We start from the raw sequence: 17,760 nt of genomic DNA, 5'->3' as shown, positions 1-17,760 counted from the left end.
TGGGGCGGCGTCAGGCCGCTTCTGTCATCAGCCCTGCAAGATCGCGCGAAGTCACCGTCTTGGCAAGATGCACGAACGACATCGCCGCCAGGGCGGTAAAGACCGGCATCTTGGCAGCCCAGGGCTTCTGATGGCCCAGGAATGGCGTTGATCCTTCCATCGCCGCGCTGATGAACAGGGCGACGCTATGCACCTCGTCCGGGGCGAGGGCCGGGTTGATCTGCGCCACATATTCGCCGATCACCTCATGCACCTTGCTGTAGAACAGGCGCACCCGGTCGGCGACGAACTCGCTCTGATTGGCAAGCGCCCAGAGTTCGGTGAACAAATGGGTGGTGCGCTTGGTCTGGATATCCTCCAGGCACAGGATGATGACCAGCTTGAGCCGTTCCTCGGCGGTGAGGCCCGGCTTGCGCACCATCTCCTCCAGCAGCTTGTCATAGGATTCCAGCATCTCGTCCAGCATCACCTGGATCAGCATTTCCTTGCGCGGGAAATGATAGCTGACATTGCCGACCTTCATGTCGCAGCGCGCGGCGATGCGGCGCAGGGTGAAGGCATCGGCGCCCTCGTCGATCAGCACGTCCAGCGCCGCCTTGAGGATCTGGTCCACCGTTTCGGACCCGCGGGCATAGATGCCGGGCCGTGAGGGAGCGAGTATCATATCACATCTGCCTTGGCGGCCCTCCTACCACGGCGCGGCCCGGTTCGCCACCCTTTGCGCATCGCTCGCAACGGCGGGCTTGACGAATATTTGAAGACTGTCCAGTATTCGCTCATCCACATAATCTTGGGAAGAGGCGTGAAAATCCGGTGCGGCACCCTGGCGGGGCGGCTTCCGGGGCAAACGTCCATATGTGCGGGGACATTTCAGGCGATGATTCAGGGTATCAAGCGCGTCACACTCTCTCTGCTGGCGGTCTGGGCGATCGGGCTTCCCGGCACAGCGCCGGCGACAGGTCCGCAGACCTTCGCCAACCGCTGCTCCATGTGCCACCAGCCCTCGGGCGCGGGCCTGCCGGGCCAGTTTCCGCGCCTCAATGGCCGAGTGGCGCAGATCGCGACCAGCCCGGAAGGGCGCCGCTATCTCGCCATGGTGCTGCTCTATGGCATTTACGGTCCGATCACCGTGGACGACAGGAAGATCACCGGCCTGATGCCCGGCATGGGCACGATGTCCGACCAGGATATTGCCGATGTGCTCAACCATGCGGTGTCGCTCAAGAAGGCGGCCAAGCCCGCCGCGCCCTTTACCGCGGCGGAGGTCGCCAAGGTGCGCGCTGGCGGCAAGCAGACCGCGGCGCAGGTCGCGGCCGAACGCGGCCGGCTGGCGGGCAAAGGGCTGATCCCGTCCTGATCCGGGCGGCGATCCTATAACTCTATGCTATGGGATAGTCGGTCTTGAGCGGTTAAACGGCGGTGTCGGGCTGTGGGATAAGGGGGCTCCAAGGAGATCCCCCAATGTCCAACGCCATCGCCACCGTCTCGCTGCGCGGCACGCTCGAAGAGAAATTGCGCGCCGCTGCGGCGGCCGGCTTTGTCGGGGTCGAGATATTCGAGAATGACCTGATCGGGTCGGAACTGGCGCCGCGGGACGTGCGGCGCATGCTGGACGATCTGGGCCTGGCCTGTATGCTCTACCAGCCCTTCCGCGATTTCGAGGGGATGCCGGGCGCGCTGCGCCAGCGCGCCTTCGACCGGGCCGAGCGCAAGTTCGACCTGATGGGCGAACTGGGCACCGATCGCATCCTGGTCTGCTCCAACTGCTCGCCCGCCTCTCTGGGCGAACGGGAGCGGATTGTCGACGATTTCCGGGACCTGGGCGAGCGGGCCGCCAAGCGCGGTATCCTGGTGGGCTATGAGGCGCTGGCCTGGGGCCGGCATGTGTTCGATCATCGCGATGTCTGGTCGATCGTCGAGCAGGTCGACCATCCCCATATCGGCATCATCCTAGACAGTTTCCATTCGCTGTCGCGCAAAATCCCGAGCGAGAGCATCCGCGATATTCGCGGCGACAAGATCGTCTTCGTCCAACTGGCCGACGCGCCGCTGCTCGACATGGACCTGCTCTATTGGAGCCGCCATTTCCGCAACCTGCCGGGGCAGGGCGGGCTGGATGTCGCCGGCTTCGTTGCGGAGATATTGGCCACCGGCTATGACGGGCCGTTGTCGCTGGAAATCTTCAACGACCGGTTTCGCTCCAATGCGGCGACTCTGGTGGCGGAGGACGGGCATCGTTCGCTCGACTATGTGCGCGACGCGGCGCTGCGGCAGTTGGGGCGCCCGTCGACCATGCCCGCGCCGGAGCCGGTTCTGGGCGCTGAGTTTGTGGAATTCACCACCGCCGGCGCCGATTCCGCGCGGCTGGGCCGCACGCTGGCGACTCTGGGCTTCAGCCTTGCCGGCGAGCATCGCCAGAAGAAGGTGACGCGATGGCGCCAGGGCGGCGTCAACCTGGTGGTCAATGCCGAGCCCAAGGGCTTTGCCAGCGCCTATCGTGCGGCACATGGATCGTCCATCTGCGCGATCGGCGTGCGGGTGAAGGACAAGGCGGCGGTGCAGGCGCGCGCGGCGGCGCTGGGGATCAAGGCCTATAGCGCGGAAGGCCGCCCCGGCCGGATGGCGATGCCGGCGCTGCGCGGGGTCGGCGGCAGCCTGGTCTATCTGATCGACGATAATGAGGTGGAAGGGCTGTGGGCGCGCGAATTCCAAGCGATCGAGGCGGAGCCCGACACGCCGGTCCATGCCCATGGCTTCGACCATCTCGCCGCCGTCGTCCATAATGACGAGTTCCTGTCCTGGCAGCTTTACTGGCGCGCGCTGTTCGGGCTGGAGGCGAAGGCGGCGCAGGACGTGATCGATCCGTCGGGGCTGGTGCATAGCCAGGCCTTGCAGGCGCCCGACGGCGCCTTCCGCGTGACGCTCAATGCGTCGGACGCGCGCGAGACGCTGTCGTCCCGCTTCCTCGACCAGGGGATTGGCGGCGGCTATCAGCATGTGGCGCTGGCGACCGACGATATCTTCGCGACCGCGCAGACCCTGCGGGATGAGGGCGCGGCGGTGCTGACGATCCCGGCCAATTATTATGCGGACATCGCCGCCCGCTTCGGCTTTGACGACGCGCTGGTGGCGCGGATGCAGGCGCTGGGCATCCTCTATGACGAGGATGCCGATGGTCACGGCTTCTGGCAGCTCTACAGCCGCGCCTTCGACAAGCTGTTTTTCTTCGAGTTCGTCCAGCGCGCGGGCGGCTATACGGGCTATGGCGCACCCAATGCCGGCGTCCGGCTGGCCGCACAGAACCGGTTCCGCGACGAGAACCCGGTCGATTGAGCGGGGTCAGAGGATCAGCTTGATCGTCATGCCGGCCACCACCGCATCGGGATAGCGGCTCGTCGCCCCGACGCGGTGGATATATTGGAGGTTGGGGCGCAGCAGCAGGGCGCGGGTCGCCTGCCAGCCATAGAAGATTTCGCCGCTTGCTTCCCAGCGCTGCGGATCGACATCCTGTCCCAGCATCTGCTGGTCGCGCTGGCGATCGGCGATGCGCGGATTGACCCTGGCATAGACGAGGCCGAGGCCTAAATTGTCCCTGGGCCGATTGTCCCACAGCCCGCGCGCGACGAAGCCGCCGCTCAGGAACAAGGGCACGCGCGCGGTCGCCCGGTCGGACAGGGTCATGGTGCCGAACAGCGACAGGCCGCGCTCGCCGGGGCCGAAGCGGGCGATCATCTTTTCCGCCATGGCCCAGGCGCTCCACCGTTCGCGCCGGGTGGCCGGGGCGAGGCCGGACAGGGCGTAGGAATCGCCATTGGCATCGGCATAGACATCGGGCTTGTCGGTCGTGTCGATCAGGCCGCCGACCCGGACCAGAGCGGGCAATTGCCCTGCGCCCTGGCCAGACTTCCAGCCCAGTTCGACCGGCAGCACGACGCTGTCGAAACGCGGCGCCAGTTGCCAGCCATTGCCGGTCTGGGCGCGGATGCTGTTCACTTCGAAGGCGGCGACGCTGATGCTCAGCCCATGGCCGATGTCCTGCCGGGCGCGCATGCCCCAGCGCGGGATCGGGAAGCCGGAAAAGCCGCTATTGTAGAAGAGCGTGGTCGGACGCGGGCAGAAGGCGAAATTCTGGAACTGGCAGCCCGAGGGCAAGGTCGCGAAATCGTCGCCCGTATGATAGAGGCCGATCTTGAGCGCGGTCCTGCCGCCATTCAGCTGCTGCTCATAGCTGAGTTCCGCCGGCCGCAGATCCTGCCCGCCGCCGAACAGTTCCTGCACCTCGAACAGATTGCCGATGCGGGTGGCGGTCAGATCCTGCCCTTTGCGATGGATGATCGTCGCGATGATCTTGCCGCCTGCAAGGCCGAACGCCTTGCCGGTGTCGACGACTGCCGATGCCAGCAATTGCTGGGTATAGGCCGCGCCCTGATCGCGGCCGCCGCTGATCGATGCGGCGCTTTCGGAGACATAGGAGAAGGTGAGGTTGACGCCCCTGTCCTTGAGTCGCGTGCGCCAGCCGGCCTGGGGCGCGGCCGGTAGCGGGGGTGGGGGCGTCTGTGGTCCGGCGGGCGGCCCCTGCAATTGCGGCGCGGGTTTCACCGCTTCTGCGACCTGGACGGGCAGGACGATGGCGGGTGGGCTGTCTGCGATCATGGCGCGACAGCCGCATCGGTGGCGCGGGCGAAGTCCGCCAGCATGCGGTCGCTGTCCGGTGCGACCCCTGTGAACAGGGCGAAGGCATGGGCCGCCTGCATCACCGCCATGCCGCCGCCGGTCAGTATGGCGCAGCCCTTCGTCTGCGCCGCCATCAGCAACGGGGTGTGCAGCGGGAAATAGATGATGTCCGACACCCATTGATGGGGCGTCAGCAGATCGGGATCGAAGGGTAGGCCGGGATGGCTGAGCATGCCGATCGGGGAGGTCTGGACCACGCCATCGACGTCCGCGATGGCATCGGCCGCATGGGCGATGGCCTGCACCTGTGCTGCCGGGTAGAGCGCGCCAAGCCGATCGGCCAGCGCCGCCGCGCGGTCCTGTGCCGGATCGACGATGGCGAGATGCGTCGCGCCGAGGTCGAGATGGGCATAGCCGACCGCTGCCGCCGCGCCGCCTGCGCCGATCATTGCGATCCGGCCGCGCGGGCGATCCGCAAGGCTGGCGAGGAAATGGGCGCGATAGCCCGACCAGTCCGTATTGTCGCCATGGGCCTGGCCATTGCGGAACAATATGGTGTTGACCGCGCCCAATGCCCGTGCGGCATCCGACAGGCTGTCGAGCAAGGGAATGACCGCCTGCTTGAAGGGATGGGTGACGTTGATCCCGTCAAAGCCCATCGCGCCCAGCATCGGCAGCAGGCGGGGCAGGTCGTCCGCGCCATAGCCCATCCGATCGGCATCGAGGATGCGGTAGACGAGGGTCAGGCCGAGCGCCTTTGCCTCCGTCTCGTGCATCTGCGGGCTGCGCGATCCGGCGATGCCCTGGCCGATCAGGCCGCAGAGAATGGACGCGAGGGGGCGATCCGCGACGGGCGCGGGGGACTGGAACATGGCATTATCCTTGGAAGAGGGGCGGTCAGTCGGCCTTGGGCAGGCGGATCATCGCGGCACAGATGCCCGCGATGACGGCCGGCACGGCGAAGACACCGAAAATGACAGGCAGTGAGACTTTCGCCGCGAGCAGGAAGCCGCCCAGCATCGGCCCGATCACCGCGCCGATCCGGCCGACGCCCATGGCCCAGCCGATGCCGGTGCCGCGTGCTTCGGGCGGATAGAGGCTGGCGGCGAGCGGATAGCAGCCGTTGAAGCCGCCCTGGACGAACACGCCGATGAAGAAGGCGGTGGTGAGCGTCGCGACCAGCGGCATGGCGACCGACCCGAACAGGACCAGCGTGACGGCGGCGGCGGACATATAGCCCAGGATCAGGCGGCGCAGGTCGAAATGGGTGCCGGCGATGCCGATCAGGGTCACGCCGACAAAGGCGCCGATATTGTAGATGGCGCCGGCATAGATGGCGTCCTTGGCCGGCAGGCCGGCTTCGACCGCCAGCTTGGGAATCCAGCTGATGACGAAATAGAGCGTCATGAAGCCCGAGATGGTGGCCATCCACAGCAGGATGGTGCCGGTCGCGCGTCCGTCCGCCAGCAGGCCGCGCACGCCGGCCTTGTGGGCTTCATGCACCTTCTTGGCGGGCAGCGCATCGACCGCCGGCTGGCCCATCGAGCGGAGCAGGCGGTTGGCCTTCTCCAGTGCGCCCCTGGGCTGGCGGGTCAGCAGGAAATCGATGCTTTCGGGCAGCAGCAGCCAGACGAAGGGCAGGGACAGGGCGCAGAGGATCGCCGCGCCCAGCAGCATCGCCTGCCAGCCATAGATGGGCAGCAGGTTGGCGACGACGAAGCCGGTGATGGTCGCGCCGACCGGATAGCCGGCCTGGAGAAAGCCGACCGCGAAGGTGCGGTGCCGGGGTGGGGCATATTCGGCGGTCAGCGCCGCCATGCTGGCGAGCACCGTGCCGATGCCGATGCCGACGATGAAGCGGCTGACGATCAGTTCGCCGATATTGGCGGCCATGGCGGAGCCGAACATGGCGCCGGCCATCATGACGAGCGAGGCGAGGATCAGCTTGCGGCGACCGAACCTGTCCGCCATCGGCGCGATCAGCAGGCCGCCGGCGGCCATGCCGGCCAGCCCGGCGCTGAAGACCACGCCCAGCCGTTCGGGTGTCACCTGCCAGTCGGTCGACAGGGCGGGGGCGATATAGGACAGGATCAGCACGTCCATGCCGTCGAGCATGTTGAGGATGAAGCAGATGGCGACGACCAGTATCTGGCGCGCGGTCCACTGGCTGTCCGATGCGACGGGCGCAGCCTGGCCGTCAACGGTCACATAGGGCCGCACGGACACGCTGCCGGTGGCGGAATAGCTGGCCATTTCGAATAATGCCTTTCATCCTCTCGCGGCGCCCTGCGCCCTTGCCTTGCTGATCCGGTGGCCTGTCGGCTTCTATTCTGCGGATGCCTATGCCTCATCCATTCAATAGGTAATTTCCACCGATCCAGATGCGCTTCGCTATATCGCTATGTTATGGCTTTGGCGGGCGTGGCAGGGCAAGCATCGCGCTGCGGGCAATCTCCTCGAACGTCTCGCCGATGATGGCGCGCGGCGATTCCAGATTGCGGTTGATATAGACCGGCAGCACGCCGGGGTCTTCAAATTCCAGGAAACGGACAGTGTCGGCATGAGGTTGCATCGCGGTGAAGCTGTCGACCAGCGCCACGCCCATGCCGTTGGCGACGAAGGCGACGGCGGTTTCGGCGAAACGGATATAGGTGGAAACGTCCGCTTCCTGGCCGGCGCGGGCGAACATGTCGGCGATGATCCGGCCATGGGGCGTGTCGGGGCGGAAGGATTGCAACTGCGCGCCGGCGAGGTCCGCGACGCCGATCCGGTCGCGATCCGCCAGCGGATGATGGCTGGGCACGGCGCAGACCATGCGCCCGACGCCGATCCGGCTGGACAGGATGTTGGGATGGTCGATCGGAAAGACGGTTAGCGCATATTCGCCGCGCTGGAGGGCAAGATAATCGATCGCCTGCTCGACCGAGAGAATGTCGAACTGGATGGTGAGGCCGGGATAATTGGCGCTGAGGCGGGCCAGCATCTGGGGCAGGATCGAATGGCCGAGCGATGGCGAGGCGCCGACGCGAAAGGTCTTGTCCTCCCCCTTGGCCAGTCGGCGGATGACATGGGCGAGATCGTCGAAACCCTTGTAGATGCGCTCGATCTCCTCGAACAGCACGCCGGCTTCCTGGGTCGGCACCAGCCGGCCGCGGGTGCGGTCGAACAGGCGGAACTGCAGCCGGTCCTCCATATGGCCGAGCATCCGGCTGAGGCCGGGCTGGGACGTGCCGAGCATCCGCGCGGCGCCGCTGACCGTCTTGGTGATCATGACGGCGCGGAAAATTTCTATCTGTCGAACCGTGAGCATCGAACGTCCATGATCCTGCACCGGATGGAAAGCGCGTGCTAGCCCAGCGGGGCGGCGCATGAAAGCCCGCCGCGTGGTTGCCGGTCGTTCGAAGGCGGGTTTTCAATGTGCGCGGGCAGGGGGCAAGGGGGTGCCCGCGCACATCGGTCAGCCAGGGATCAGAAGCGAACCTTGGCACCGACCGTCATGTAACGGCCGATCGTGTCATAGTGGATCGCGCCATAGGTGGTCAGCGGCGGATCGCGGTCGAACAGGTTGTTGACGTTGGCGAACAGGGTGAACTTGTCGACATTCACCTGGGCACCCAGGTCGACATAGACGCGGGCAGCGATGTCGTTGTTGGCGATGTCCAGCGCATGGTTGAACTTGCCGCCGCCGACATAGCGGACGCGGGCGTCGACCGAGACGTCCTGGCTGCTGTAGTTGATCGACCCGGTGGCGCGCCAGTGCGGCGTGCCGAAGCTGACATTGTCGCCCACGTCGCCGGCACGGTCGACGATGGTCTTGCCATCGTTGATCAGCACCTTGTCGACATAGGTGGCGAGGCCACGGAAGCGCATCGTACCGTTCATGCCGCCGCTGACCTTGTTGAGCGGCAGGGTGTAGCTGGCTTCGAAGTCCACACCGCTGGTCTTATATTCGGCCAGGTTGATATAGGTGGTATAGATGGTCGTGGGCGCACCGTCGCTGTCGCGAACGATCTGACTGCACAGATTGTCGTTGCCACCGGCACAACCGCTGATCACGTCCTGCGCAGCCAGCGAGGTGATCGCGTCCTTCAGCTTGATGTTATAATAGTCGACCGACAGATTGAAGCCGGGCAGGAAGGTCGGCGTGAACACCGCGCCCAAGGTCAGCGTGCTGCCGATTTCGGGCTTCAGGTTCGCGTTGCCGCCGCCGTAGCGGGTAATGGAATAGGTGTGGCTCTCACCCTCATCATCGATTTCGGCAACCGTGGTGAAGCTGGTCGTGCTGGTGGTGTAGAGTTCGGCCAGGCTGCCTGAGCGGATGTCCCGCGAACGCGACACGCGAATCAGCAGATTGTCGAAGATACGGTCGGTCAGGCCCAGCTTCCACGACCAGATGCCGCCGCTGGTGCTGTAGCGGCTGTACCGGGCCGCGCCATTGACGTCGAGCTTGCTGAAGGGCTGATCCAGCAGCGGGATGGCGACTTCGGCGAAGCCTTCCTGCACGTTGAACCCACCATTAAGCGGCGAGAAGTTGAAGCGGCTGAAACCGCCGGCTGCCGAGGTGGCGTCCAGGCTGTTGGTAACCTGCTCTTCCCAGCGCGCTTCGGCGCCGACGGCGACCGAAACGGGACCGGCCCAGGTTTCGAACAGGTCGCCACGCAGGCTGGTGCCGGCGCTGTCCATCTTGGTCGTGTAGACGACGCGGGCGGTGTTGCCGAACACATAGTCGATCGCGGCCTGGCTGGCGGTGCCGGTGCCCAGGATGTTGAGCGGACGGCAGGCGGTCGACGGATCGGTCAGGGCGACGCGGCAGACGATGTTGCCGCTCGAATCCTTCACCGCGTCGAGCGCGTTGGTCAGGTTCGTGCCGGTGATCTGGTTGTCATAGCTCTGCATGTTGCGGTTTTCGCCATGGCTGTAATAGGCCGAAAAGCGCCACTTGCCGTCCGCGAAGCTGCCGTCGACGCCGATCGCGCCTTCCACATTCTGGCGATAATAGCCGAAGGTGCGATAGCCATAATCCTCGAACACGCGGCCGATCTTGACGGTGGTTTCACCTGCAGCGGCCAACTGGTTCTGGATGTCCGACGACAGATAGGGGTTGGTGGCCGACAGCGTGTAGGTGCCGCTTTCCGCATAGAAGGGATATTTTGCCCAGATGCGGCTGTAGCTGCCGTCCGCCCAGAAGGTGGCGTCGCCCACTTCAAAGCTGGCGCGGGCATAGCTGTTGACGCGCTGATAGGGGTTGGTCAGCGAATATTCGTCGTTGGTGGCCACGCCTTCGCCGCCGACCATGGTCGTGCCGCTGATCTGGCTGCCATATTGGAAGGCGCGCAGCGTGCCGTCGCTGTTGAAGGTCTGGCCCTTGAGCGAGCCCGCATTGATGAGGCCGCCCAGGCTGGTGTTGGACGCGTTGACGTCGCGCACCAGGATATAGTCATGGTCGCCCGTGGTCGGCGAGAAGAGGTTGGCGCTGCCGACATTCTTGCGCGAGTTGCGGTCGAGAATGCCTTCGTCATTCTGATATTCGGCGCCGATCATGAAGTGGCCGCGGCCGTCGGCGAAGTGGGTGCCGAAAGTGCCGTCGAAGCTGTAGCGATAGCCGTCGCCGCGCGACGACACGCCGTTCTGCGCGCCGATGGTCAGGCCTTCCAGATCATCGTCGAGCATGATGTTGACGACGCCGCCGATCGCGCCCGAGCCCCAGGCTGCGCTGGCGCCGCCGGTGACGATCTCGACCCGCTTCACCAGGCCCTGCGGCACGGTGTTGAGGTCCGACGAACCGGTGAAGCGGCGGTTGTTGAGCAGGGTCAGGGTGCGGGTGACGCCCAGGCCGCGAAGGTCCATCGCCGAGGAGGAGGAATTGGTGTTGGCGACGGTGCTGGCCGGCGACTGGGTCGCACGGAATTGCGGCAGATCGTTCAGCACCTGCGCGATGCTGGGGCGTGCGCCCTGGCGCAGTTCGCTTTCGCCCACGACGGTGGTCGGGGTCGGCGCGTCGAAGCCCTTGCGGTCGATGCGCGAACCGGTGACGACGATCGAACCGGCGTCATCGTCGGCGGCGGGCGTGCTGTCCTGTGCCATGGCGACCTGCGCCGTGGCGAGCGACAGGACCAGGGCGGCCCCGGCGCTGCCCGCCATCAGCAGGCGGCGAAATCCAGTGTCTTCAATACGCATTTCCAATAGTCCCCTTTTGCTCTTGCTTTGTTGTGGCCGCGACCCGAGCGGCTCTTGTGTGATGGCTGAAAATCAGTCGGCGACGCGGCGGAAGGCGACGTCGTAGGCACGCCCTTCGCCAAAGCGCAGCGCGGTGACCGCGCCCGATGCGTCGCGTTCGAACTTGACGGTGATGCGGCCGGCGCCCGGCGCGGCCTCGCCGGTGAAGACGTCGGCATAGGCGGGGCTGAGCGGCGTGTCGTACCAGCGCGGGCCGCTATAGGTCAGCGTGTCGCCCTGCTGCTTGAAGCTGAGGCAGGCGAAGGTGTCGACGCCGCAGAAGCGGCCGACATAGGGCTTGGCGTCGAAGGCGGTGACGGCATCGACCTTGCGATAGGCGATCTTCTCGCCCTCGCGATGTTCCAGCGTCAGGCCGGTCTTGCCGAAGGCGAAGATATCCTCGCGCTGCGCCCAGCGGCCCGGCCCCACCGGGGTCAGCACCCGGCCGTCGGCGCGCAGATTGCCCTTGTCGTCGCTGTCGAAGCGGACCGGGAAGCCGGTCATGCCATCGGCATAGAGGCCCGAGGGCAGCGGCCCCTTGGGCGTATAGGCCCTGGCCTTGTAGGCGGGCAGGAAGATGTCGGCGACATCGCGGCCCAGCATCGGCGTATCGGCATTGCCGCTATTGCAGAGCAGCGACACGGCGAGCTTGTGCTGCGGATAGCGGGCCATCCAGGCGCGGTATCCGCCGGTCGAGCCGCTGTGGCTGACTTCCTGCTGGCCATGATGGTCGAGGTTCACCAGCGCCAGCGCATAGGCGATCGGCGTGCCGTCATTGAGCTTGGTCGGCGTCTGCATCTGCGCGGTGAAGCCGGTGCCGAACGTGTCGGCATCGAGCGCCGCCTGCCACTTCACCAGATCGCCGACCGTGGTCAGCAGGCCGCCATTGCCATATGCGTCCTCGATCACCTGGTCGTTGCGATAGACGCCATCGTCGAATTCATAGGCGCCGGTGCGGCCCGGCACGACATCGCCATGATCGTCGCGCCAGCGGGTGTGGGTCATGCCCAGCGGCGTGAAGATATGGTCCTGGGTGAAGTCTGCGAGCGACTGGCCGCTGACCCGCGCGACGATAATGGCGAGCAGGTTATAGTTGCTGTTGCTGTAGAGATAATGGCTGCCGGGCGCGAAGTTCAGTTCCTTCTGGCGCGCGACGATGTTCAGCATGTCCTGATTGTCGGCGGTGCGGCTGTTGCGCGGCCAGCCCTCGATCGCGGCGACCGAGCCCCAGTCGCGCAGGCCGCTGGTGTGGTGCAGCAGGTGGCGGATGGTGACCGGTGTGCCGTAATCGGGCATTTCCGGCACGACCTTGCGGATGTCATCGTCCAGCGACAGCTTGCCGGCATGTGCCAGCATCAGGGTCGCGGCGGCGGTGAACTGCTTGGAGTCCGATCCGGCCTCGAAGATGCTGTCCGGGGTGAGGGGGACGCCCAGTTCCAGGCTGGCCATGCCATAGGCGCGGGTGGCGATCGCCTGGCCATTGCGCGAGACGGCGATGGCGCAGCCGGGGGCGGTCTTGCTGTTCCAGCGCGCGAACAGCGCGTCGAGGCGGGCGAGCGATGCGGCATCAGCCGGGACTGGGCTGGCCGATTGCGCCATGGCGGCAGCGGGCAGTGCCGCAGCCATGCAGATGAGCGCCCCCGCAAGCGAGGACCGAACGGTCGTCATAACTATTTCCCCTTGTGCGCCCGAAGCGCTCTTGCCGCGCTGCGATCTGTTTTTTCTGGCGGCGCGTACGGCGGAAAATCCGTCGTCGTCCGTCTTTCCTGGCGAGTCCTAACCGGAGTCGCTGTCACGAACCTGACACAGAGAGGGGTGAGGCGACCGATCTTGCAATCAACGGCAAGATAAGGGCTTTTTATTTGGTATTTGCATTCCTGCTGTGGATGCGTATCGCAATTTAATGTCGATCGAGGGTGCCTGCCGGGATCGGTAGGAGTGCTGTAATGCGTTTGTTGCTGGTGGAAGATGATGAGCGTCTGGCGCGGGGGATCATGGCCTCGCTGGAAGGCGCGGGCTTTGCCGTCGACATATTGACCAGCGGCGAGGATGCGCTGCGACTGGCCGATCAGGAACCCTATAGCGCGATCATCCTGGACCTGGGCCTGCCCGACCTGGACGGCCTGGAAGTGCTGAGCCGGCTGCGCGCGCGGGGCGCACGGACGCCGATCATCATCCTGACCGCACGCGACATGATCGACGACCGGATCAATGGTCTGGATCGCGGGGCCGACGATTATATGGCCAAGCCGTTCGACCCGCGCGAACTGGAATCGCGGGTTCGCGCGCTGGTGCGGCGCAGCCAGGGCACGCTCGATCCGGTGCTGCGCATCGGCACGCTGAGCTTCGACCGTTCCAGCCGCACCGTCTATCTGGAAGGCAGCATGATCGACCTGCGCCGCCGCGAACTGGCGGTGCTGGAGACGCTGATGGGCCGGCCGGGCAAGGTGGTGGCCAAGGAAAGGCTGTCGGCCGAGGTGTTCAACTTCGACGATGCGGTCACGCCCAACGCGCTGGAAGTCTATGTCGGCCGCCTGCGCCGCAAGTTGCAGCCTTCAGGTCCGTCGATCCGCACGATCCGCGGCCTGGGCTATATGATCGAAGCGGCCTGAGCGCCGGACTGATCGACAGCCACACATATGCGCAGATTGTCTTCCTCGCTGCGGCTGCGCCTGACCGGCGCGGTGATGATGCCGCTGACGGCGCTGGTGCTGGTCTTTTCCGTCATCACCGCACTGGTCAATCACAATACCGAGGCGGACACGGTCGATCGGGTGCTGGTGGGGTCGGTCCGGACGCTCAGCCTTGCCTATAACAGCCCGCCGGCCGATCAGAAGCGGCTGGTGCCGCTGGTCATCCACCTGCTCCAGCGCCGCGCCCGGCCGGTGGTCCATTACAGCGTTTATCGCGGCGACAGGCTGGTCGCCGGCGATCCCAGCCTGAAGCCACCCGCTGACTATCGCGCCGACTGGGACGGCGTGACCGATCGCCATCCGCCCGCGACCTTCAAGAATGCCTATCGCAAGACGCCGCTGGTGCGCGGCTATCTCGATCCGGCGGACGCCCATTATGTCACCCAGGCGGCCTATCTGCGCAGCGGTACGCTGCACGGCAAGCCGGTGCGGATCGCGACCGAGATGCGCCGCGCCTATGGCGATGACAGGCTGATCGCGATCCAGATTGCCGACTATCTGGATGACCGGTCCGCCTATGAACGGCTGTTTCTGCGCCAGGTGCTGCTGGTCGGCGTCGCGGTGCTGCTGGTCACCGGGCTGCTCTTCTGGTGGGCGATCCGCTGGGGGCTGCGGCCGCTGTCGGACCTGACGGGCCAAGTGGAGGCCGCCCGGCGCGAGGCGTCGCCGGCCTTCCGTATCGAAATGGCCGAAGCCACGCCGGTCGAGATCAAGCCCTTCGTTGCGGCCTTCAACGGGCTGATGGCGCGGCTGGAGCGGGCGACCAATTCGCTGCGGCAGTTCACCTCCAACGCCTCGCACCAGATGCGCACGCCGCTGGCGGTTGCGCGGGTCCATCTCGACGTGCTCGATCGCTATGGCGCGACCTCGCTGCAGGGCAAGGCAGCGTTGCAGGACATCCCCCACGCTATCGACAGCCTGGAGCAATTGCTGCGCCAGTTGATCGCGCTCGCCCGCAGCGAGGAGGATGGCGACATGCGCATGGGGCCGTTCGACCTGTCCGAAGTCGCCGCGGACGTGATCGCCGATCGCGCGGCCCAGGCGCCGGCCGATATCGAAATCGGCTATGACAAGGCGATGGTCGGCCCGGCCATGGCGGTCGGCCAGCCGGGGCTTGCGGCGGAGCTGATCGGCAATCTGCTCGACAATGCGATCCGCTACAATCGGCCGGGGGGCACGGTCACCGTCCACCTCTATCGTCGCGAGGGGCAGGCGATGGTCGATATCGACGATGATGGTCCGGGCATTCCCGAGGCGCAGCGCGAAAAGGTGTGGGACCGTTTCTACCGCATGCCGGGCAACAGCGCGACGCCGGGCACCGGCCTTGGCCTGCCGATCGCGCGTGCATTGGCGGACCGAATGGGCGCGCAGATCAGCCTGGCCGACGGACGGACCGGCCGGGGACTGTGCGTCACCATCGCATTTCGCGCCGAATAGCGCCGCTGAACAGAAAAGCCCGCCCCGGCGACAGGTTCATGTCAGCCCGACCGGCTATCCCCGACACAAAGTTACAAAGGGGAAGTCCGTTGATGCTGTCCAAGATTCTTCGCCGCCGCGCGGTCCGCAGCCTGTCGCTGGCCGGCGCCGCGCTGATGCTGACCGCGCCGATCGCGGCCCATGCCGAGGAAGAGGAAAGCGGCGGCCAGCTGTCGACCAACCGCGTGCCGACCAGCCCGATAGCCGGCGATTTCAGCTTCGCGGCGGTCGGCGACCTCATCTATCTGCGGCCGATGCTGGCGACGATCGAGCAGCAGTCACCCGACATGCTGCGCATCCTGCGCGGCGCGGACGTGACCTTCGGCAATTTCGAGACGACTGCGCTCGACCTCAAGACCTTCAAGGGTTCGCCCCAAGCGGAGTCGGGTGGCACCTGGATGCTGGCCGATCCCGCCGTCCCGGCCGATGTGGCGAAGATGGGCATCGACATTGTCGGCCACGCGAACAACCACGCCACCGACTGGGGCGTGGAGGGGCTGTATGACACGCTGGCGCTGCTGGACGACGCGCATGTCGTCCATGCCGGCACCGGCCGTTCGATGACCGCGGCCCGTGCCCCGGCCTATTATGACGGACCGCATGGCCGCGTCGGGCTGGTGTCGGCCACCACCAGCTTCACGCCGATGTCGCCGGCCTCCGATCCGCTGGGCCAGGTGCCCGGACGCGGCGGCGCCAATGCCATCCGCAGCGTCGAGGTCGGCCTGGTGTCCGACACCGATCTGGCAACGATCGCGCGGCTGGCCGGCACCAAGGCTGACGCGCCAGTCAAGATGAAGGGGCGCGAATATCGGTCGACCGCAACCCCGACCGCGCCGATGACGATCGAATATGATCTCAATGCCAGGGATGTCGCCGCCAACATGCTGGCCGTGCGCCAGGCCAAGCAGAACGGCAATTTCGCCGTCTTCTCGCTGCATAATCATGAGCCCGGCAATGCCAGCCAGACGCCCGCCAATTTCGCCCAGGGTCTGGCGCATCAGGCGATCGATGCCGGCGCGGACGCCTATGTCGGTCATGGCCCGCACCAGTTGCGCGGGATCGAGATCTACAAGGGCAAGCCGATCTTCTATTCGCTCGGCAACTTCGCGATGATGAACAACAGCCTGGATGACCTGCCGGCCGACATGTACGACCAGTTCGGCATCACGCCGGGCAGTGTGACCGCGCCCGAACTGCTGCAGGCACGCGGCGCGAAGGAGTTCGGCGATCCCAACCTCTACGAAACGGTGATCGCGGTCAGCCATTATAAGGATGGGCAGCTTAGCGAAATCCGCCTCTATCCCGTCGACCTGGGCGTCAATGCGACGGGCGCGGGCAAGGGCGTGCCGCACCTGGCCGATGCCAGCGTCGGCGCGCGCATCCTGGAGCGGCTGCAGCGCCTGTCCGTGCCGTTCGGTACGAAGATCGAGACGGTCAAGGGCGTTGGCCTGATCCGCGTGGCGACGACCCGTCCCTGATCGAATAGCGGGAAGGAAGCGTTCACCGCTTTGGGGCGTTGCGGCCCGAAGCGGTGCGTAAATTGGGGTGGTGCGGCGTGAGGCTTTCCTGCTCCAGCATCAGCTCGTAATTGGCGAGCACTTCCCAGAGAGGATAGATCGCGCTGTCCGCCGGTGGCGCATCGGCCTTGCGCAACGCCATGGCGCGGGGCACGCCCTGCGCAATGAGCGTCGCAGAATCCATGAGATGGGGATGCAGGCGCAGCCCGTGATCGGCCAGCGCCTTTTCCAGATGCCTGAAAATACGGATGCCGCCGCCATCCATATCGCCCCAGTGGAGCAGCGGCGCATCGGCGGCGGCCGCCAAACGGACAATCTGTTGTAGATGGGCGTGGGAGGGGAAACCCCCGGTATAGATGATCAGGGCGTCGAGATTGGCATTGATCTCCCGGACATGCCGCACGAAAGAGACGTAATTTTCGATGGTCAGCACATAGGCGACCGGCCCTGCCAGGGCGATGTCGGCCGCCTGCTCCGGTGGTATGCCATAATAGCTTAGCCGAGGCAGCGATTGGTCGCCCAACATGAGCGAACCGCTGAGCAGAAGGGGCTGGGGCATCCGAACGACGCCCAGACCGGTCAGCCAATGTTTCGGCGACCAACTGCCTTCGGGCGCATGATCGGGATGGAGATAGGCGAAGAGCCGCGCCACGATCGGTGTCAGCCGTTCGAGCGCTTTGCTGTCGGTCCCCGCTGATCGCGAGAAGCTGCGATAATCGATCAGGCTGGCGTCGCCCGCGTTCATCCGCGCGGCAAGTGCCTGCACCAGTTCGAGCGCGTCGGCGAGGCCGGTCACATCATGGGGAGTAAGGCCGAAACATCCTACGCCACGCGCCCAGCTTTCGGCAATCTGCTCAAGCAGGGCGATCATTTGTGCTGACGGGCCAGCGCGCGCACGGATCGTCGCCAGCCTTGCATCGACATCGCTACGGGCTGGCCGGCGTCCGACATGGGCGTAAAGGGCGGCGGGCTCTGCCAGGCGGACATGAGCAATGTCCGCCTTGTCCCTTGTCTGCTTGATGCGGAGGCCACCAGTCGCTTCTGCGGCTTTCAGTGCTTGCAGGAAGCGGTCCCGTGCTTCGACGCTGGAAAATGCCTCCTCGTCGACATAGGCCCGCAAGCTGATCGCATGTGGCAGCATCTCATGGCGGTCGAGAAGGTCGTGGATCATCCGACCGACATCA

13 protein-coding genes are annotated in these 17,760 nt (G+C 65.6%); 5 read left to right on the top strand and 8 right to left on the bottom strand.

All coding sequences use genetic code 11. The features are described 5' to 3' along the window. Positions 1-10: 10 nt before the first annotated feature. Positions 11-664, bottom strand: a complete 654-nt coding sequence (locus tag GGQ90_RS17415; protein ID WP_188083249.1) for a TetR/AcrR family transcriptional regulator — start codon at positions 662-664, stop codon at positions 11-13. A gap of 213 nt (positions 665-877) precedes the next feature. Between GGQ90_RS17415 and GGQ90_RS17410 the strand changes: the two genes are divergently transcribed. Then, entirely contained in the window at positions 878-1,357 is a 480-nt protein-coding gene (locus GGQ90_RS17410) for a c-type cytochrome (protein ID WP_188083248.1), read from the top strand. 104 nt (positions 1,358-1,461) lie between these two features. Continuing rightward, positions 1,462-3,333 (top strand): bifunctional sugar phosphate isomerase/epimerase/4-hydroxyphenylpyruvate dioxygenase family protein, encoded by a 1,872-nt coding sequence (locus GGQ90_RS17405; RefSeq protein ID WP_188083247.1) that lies wholly within the window; start codon positions 1,462-1,464, stop codon positions 3,331-3,333. 6 nt (positions 3,334-3,339) lie between these two features. On the opposite strand, the gene GGQ90_RS17400 is transcribed toward GGQ90_RS17405, so the two are convergent. The 6 genes from GGQ90_RS17400 to GGQ90_RS17375 all read right to left on the bottom strand — a co-directional run bounded on the left by GGQ90_RS17400 (position 3,340) and on the right by GGQ90_RS17375 (position 12,558). Continuing rightward, the gene (locus GGQ90_RS17400; protein WP_188083246.1) at positions 3,340-4,653 is read right to left on the bottom strand and encodes a carbohydrate porin; all 1,314 of its coding nucleotides are present in this window, start codon (positions 4,651-4,653) and stop codon (positions 3,340-3,342) included. Beyond that, positions 4,650-5,546: a shikimate dehydrogenase gene (locus tag GGQ90_RS17395; protein WP_188083245.1), complete on the bottom strand. Its 897-nt coding sequence runs from the start codon at positions 5,544-5,546 to the stop codon at positions 4,650-4,652. Before GGQ90_RS17395 ends, GGQ90_RS17400 begins: the two co-directional genes overlap by 4 nt. Before the next feature lie 25 nt (positions 5,547-5,571). Continuing rightward, a complete protein-coding gene (locus tag GGQ90_RS17390) occupies positions 5,572-6,927 on the bottom strand; it encodes an MFS transporter (RefSeq protein ID WP_188083244.1) in 1,356 nt (451 codons plus the stop codon). A 151-nt stretch (positions 6,928-7,078) separates the two neighbouring features. Continuing rightward, positions 7,079-7,984, bottom strand: a complete 906-nt coding sequence (locus GGQ90_RS17385; RefSeq protein ID WP_188083243.1) for a LysR family transcriptional regulator — start codon at positions 7,982-7,984, stop codon at positions 7,079-7,081. Positions 7,985-8,142: 158 nt separating this feature from the next. Then, positions 8,143-10,851, bottom strand: a complete 2,709-nt coding sequence (locus GGQ90_RS17380) for a TonB-dependent receptor domain-containing protein (protein ID WP_188083242.1) — start codon at positions 10,849-10,851, stop codon at positions 8,143-8,145. Between the two features lie 72 nt (positions 10,852-10,923). Beyond that, positions 10,924-12,558 carry a serine hydrolase domain-containing protein gene (locus GGQ90_RS17375; RefSeq protein ID WP_188083241.1) on the bottom strand — a complete coding sequence of 545 codons (1,635 nt, stop codon included), beginning with the start codon at positions 12,556-12,558 and terminating at the stop codon, positions 10,924-10,926. Between the two features lie 278 nt (positions 12,559-12,836). Here GGQ90_RS17375 and GGQ90_RS17370 point away from each other — a divergent pair, with 278 nt between their 5' ends. The 3 genes from GGQ90_RS17370 (at position 12,837) to GGQ90_RS17360 (ending at position 16,537) form a co-directional block, all read left to right on the top strand. After that, positions 12,837-13,502 (top strand): response regulator, encoded by a 666-nt coding sequence (locus GGQ90_RS17370; RefSeq protein ID WP_004208320.1) that lies wholly within the window; start codon positions 12,837-12,839, stop codon positions 13,500-13,502. 27 nt (positions 13,503-13,529) lie between these two features. Continuing rightward, positions 13,530-15,020, top strand: a complete 1,491-nt coding sequence (locus GGQ90_RS17365) for a sensor histidine kinase (RefSeq protein ID WP_188083240.1) — start codon at positions 13,530-13,532, stop codon at positions 15,018-15,020. Positions 15,021-15,112: 92 nt separating this feature from the next. Next, entirely contained in the window at positions 15,113-16,537 is a 1,425-nt protein-coding gene (locus GGQ90_RS17360; protein WP_188083239.1) for a CapA family protein, read from the top strand. Between the two features lie 22 nt (positions 16,538-16,559). Here GGQ90_RS17360 and GGQ90_RS17355 read toward each other — a convergent pair whose 3' ends face one another. After that, complete coding sequence (locus tag GGQ90_RS17355) at positions 16,560-17,747, bottom strand: Wadjet anti-phage system protein JetD domain-containing protein (RefSeq protein WP_223178312.1); 1,188 nt, start codon at positions 17,745-17,747, stop codon at positions 16,560-16,562. Positions 17,748-17,760: the final 13 nt, after the last annotated feature.

Origin of the sequence: Sphingobium scionense (genome assembly GCF_014197035.1) — a bacterium.
GTDB lineage: Bacteria > Pseudomonadota > Alphaproteobacteria > Sphingomonadales > Sphingomonadaceae > Sphingobium > Sphingobium scionense.
The sequence above is the reverse complement of the archived record's forward strand: the minus strand, read 5'-3'. Positions and strand labels throughout refer to the sequence as shown.

Coding starts and splice junctions, on each gene's coding strand:
- GGQ90_RS17370 (WP_004208320.1), top strand. CDS start 12,837: ATGCGTTTGTTGCTGGTGGAAGATGATGAGCGTCTGGCGCGGGGGATC.
- GGQ90_RS17390 (WP_188083244.1), bottom strand. CDS start 6,927: ATGGCCAGCTATTCCGCCACCGGCAGCGTGTCCGTGCGGCCCTATGTG.
- GGQ90_RS17415 (WP_188083249.1), bottom strand. CDS start 664: ATGATACTCGCTCCCTCACGGCCCGGCATCTATGCCCGCGGGTCCGAA.
- GGQ90_RS17365 (WP_188083240.1), top strand. CDS start 13,530: ATGCGCAGATTGTCTTCCTCGCTGCGGCTGCGCCTGACCGGCGCGGTG.
- GGQ90_RS17400 (WP_188083246.1), bottom strand. CDS start 4,653: ATGATCGCAGACAGCCCACCCGCCATCGTCCTGCCCGTCCAGGTCGCA.
- GGQ90_RS17360 (WP_188083239.1), top strand. CDS start 15,113: ATGCTGTCCAAGATTCTTCGCCGCCGCGCGGTCCGCAGCCTGTCGCTG.
- GGQ90_RS17410 (WP_188083248.1), top strand. CDS start 878: ATGATTCAGGGTATCAAGCGCGTCACACTCTCTCTGCTGGCGGTCTGG.
- GGQ90_RS17380 (WP_188083242.1), bottom strand. CDS start 10,851: ATGCGTATTGAAGACACTGGATTTCGCCGCCTGCTGATGGCGGGCAGC.
- GGQ90_RS17405 (WP_188083247.1), top strand. CDS start 1,462: ATGTCCAACGCCATCGCCACCGTCTCGCTGCGCGGCACGCTCGAAGAG.
- GGQ90_RS17375 (WP_188083241.1), bottom strand. CDS start 12,558: ATGACGACCGTTCGGTCCTCGCTTGCGGGGGCGCTCATCTGCATGGCT.
- GGQ90_RS17355 (WP_223178312.1), bottom strand. CDS start 17,747: ATGATCCACGACCTTCTCGACCGCCATGAGATGCTGCCACATGCGATC.
- GGQ90_RS17395 (WP_188083245.1), bottom strand. CDS start 5,546: ATGTTCCAGTCCCCCGCGCCCGTCGCGGATCGCCCCCTCGCGTCCATT.
- GGQ90_RS17385 (WP_188083243.1), bottom strand. CDS start 7,984: ATGCTCACGGTTCGACAGATAGAAATTTTCCGCGCCGTCATGATCACC.